The organism is Moraxella sp. (assembly GCF_024227015.1).
Classification (GTDB): domain Bacteria; phylum Pseudomonadota; class Gammaproteobacteria; order Pseudomonadales; family Moraxellaceae; genus Moraxella.
This window is the reverse complement of record NZ_JAAELD010000295.1, coordinates 1-2132: the sequence shown is the minus strand read 5'-3', so window position 1 is coordinate 2132 and position 2132 is coordinate 1. Positions and strand designations below refer to the sequence as shown.

The window sequence follows — 2132 nt, the reverse complement described above, 5'->3', positions numbered from 1 at the left end:
TTTTATATAACGCAATCGCTGCAAGATTATCCGCTCGTACCTCAAGCAAAATTCTCTCTGCTTGTTTTTCGATACAATGACTGGCAAGATGATTTAAAATTAAACTTCCAATGCCGTTTTTTTGACAATGCTTAGCTGTAGCAATGCGTAAGATCTCCGCGACTTCAAATACCGCCTGATAGATACAATAGCCTAGAACCTCTTGATCAGATTCGACCACAATCACTCCAGCACCAAACCCAGATAACACCGAAGAAATCGCCAGCACATCCCAAGCATCATCGAATAATTCGGACTCTAGACGCGCCAGTTTCTCCAAATAATCTTTGGTAACCAAGCCACCTTCTATTAACGAAACATTCATAAAATTTCACCCAAAAATCATCAATAAATGTGATATGATAACCTAGATTGAACGATAGTTTATATAATTTTGAAGAGAATATAGAGAATACTTATGTCGAAGAAAAAAACACCAACGTGGAACGACCCCAACGCCACCAATGAAGCCAATAAATACCAAAACCCCATTCCCTCTCGCCTGCTTATCCTACAAACTGTCGCCCAAATGAACAATGACGGCAAACCTGCCACGGCGGAGAGCTTGGGACTGCATTTTGAGATTTTGGGCGATGATGAGCGGTTTTTTGCCCTAACCAACCGCCTAAAAGCCATGCTACGGGACAACCAGCTAGAACGCACGGACGGCATTCATTTTAGCATTGCCCCCCTGCCCACCACCGTAACGGGCAAGGTGTCGGCAAATGCCAAGGGCTTTGGCTTTGTCGTGCTTGACGATATGCCCGACCTATTTATCCATGAAAAGCAAATGCGTGTGGTCTTTGACGGTGATACGGTAGAAGCGGTTGCCACCGAGTTTCGTGGCAAGCCCGAAGCCCGCATACAAACCGTGCTACACCGTGCCAGCACCGAATTTGTGGGCGTGCTTGATAAGGACGATGACGGCTATTTTGTTCGGCTATCAGGGGCGAACGCTCATCAGCCCATTACCTTAAGCGATGATGACGTGACTCATCACGGGGCGAGCGTGGGCGATAGCGTAAAAGTCGCTATCATTGATATGCCAACTTATCAAGAATACGCCACAGGCAAGATTGGCGAGCTTTTAACGAACCTTAACGACCGTGAGCTTATCATCGAGACCACGCTCCTAAACCACGCCATACCGTCTGAATTTAGCCGTGCCGCCATAGAGCAAGCCAATGCCTACACCGAACCGACTGATAAGGACATGAAAGGACGTGTGGATTTAAGGGACTTGCCACTCATTACCATTGATGGCGAGGATGCTAGGGACTTTGACGATGCGGTGTATGCCTGCAAACGCTCGGGCGGTAACTATCGTGTCGTGGTTGCCATTGCGGACGTGAGCCACTATGTAACACCCCAATCCCCCCTTGACGTGGACGCATACGAGCGTGGTACGAGCGTGTATTTTCCCCACCGTGTCGTCCCCATGCTCCCAGAGGTGCTGTCCAATGGGCTTTGTTCATTAAACCCCAAAGTGGATCGCCTCTGCATGGTGGCGGATATTAAGCTGTCTCGTGTGGGCAAGGTAACAGGCTATGAGTTTTACCCTGCGGTCATGCACTCACAGGCTCGCTTGACTTATAATCAAGTCAATGCCTATTTTGACGACCCCACCAACGAAACCCTGCCCGATGATTTGGTCAAAAATCCTGACGTATGCAAGTCGGTAGATACCTTGTATCAGCTTTATCAGATTCTTCACAAAAGACGGCAAGAACGTGGGGCAATGGCGTTTGAAACTGCCGAAAGCTATATCGTGTTTGGCGAAGATGGCGACATCAAAGACATCAAAAAACGCACTCGTGGCGATGCTCATAAGCTCATCGAAGAGATGATGCTCCTTGCCAATACCTGTGGGGCAAATTTTGCCTTAAAGCATGAGTTGCCTGCCTTGTATCGCAACCACGATAAGCCTAGCGATGAAAAGTCCGCCAAGCTGTCCGAGTACGTCAAATCGTTTGGTTTGGCATTCCCCAGCGAAAGCCCTAGCCATGCCGATTATCAACATATCATCAAGGCGACCGAAGGGCGAGCGGATACCGAGAGCATTCACTCCATGCTCCTTCGCTCCATGATGCAAG

The 2132-nt window shown here is 48.4% G+C and carries 2 protein-coding genes; one reads left to right on the top strand and one right to left on the bottom strand.

Annotation, left to right across the window (positions count from 1 at the left end):
• A partial coding sequence (locus tag GY683_RS06785) for a GNAT family N-acetyltransferase (protein ID WP_297288016.1) occupies positions 1–364 on the bottom strand: 364 nt, incomplete at its 3' end.
• An 87-nt stretch (positions 365–451) separates the two neighbouring features.
• Here GY683_RS06785 and GY683_RS06780 point away from each other — a divergent pair.
• A partial coding sequence (locus GY683_RS06780) for a ribonuclease R family protein (protein WP_297288017.1) occupies positions 452–2132 on the top strand: 1681 nt, incomplete at its 3' end.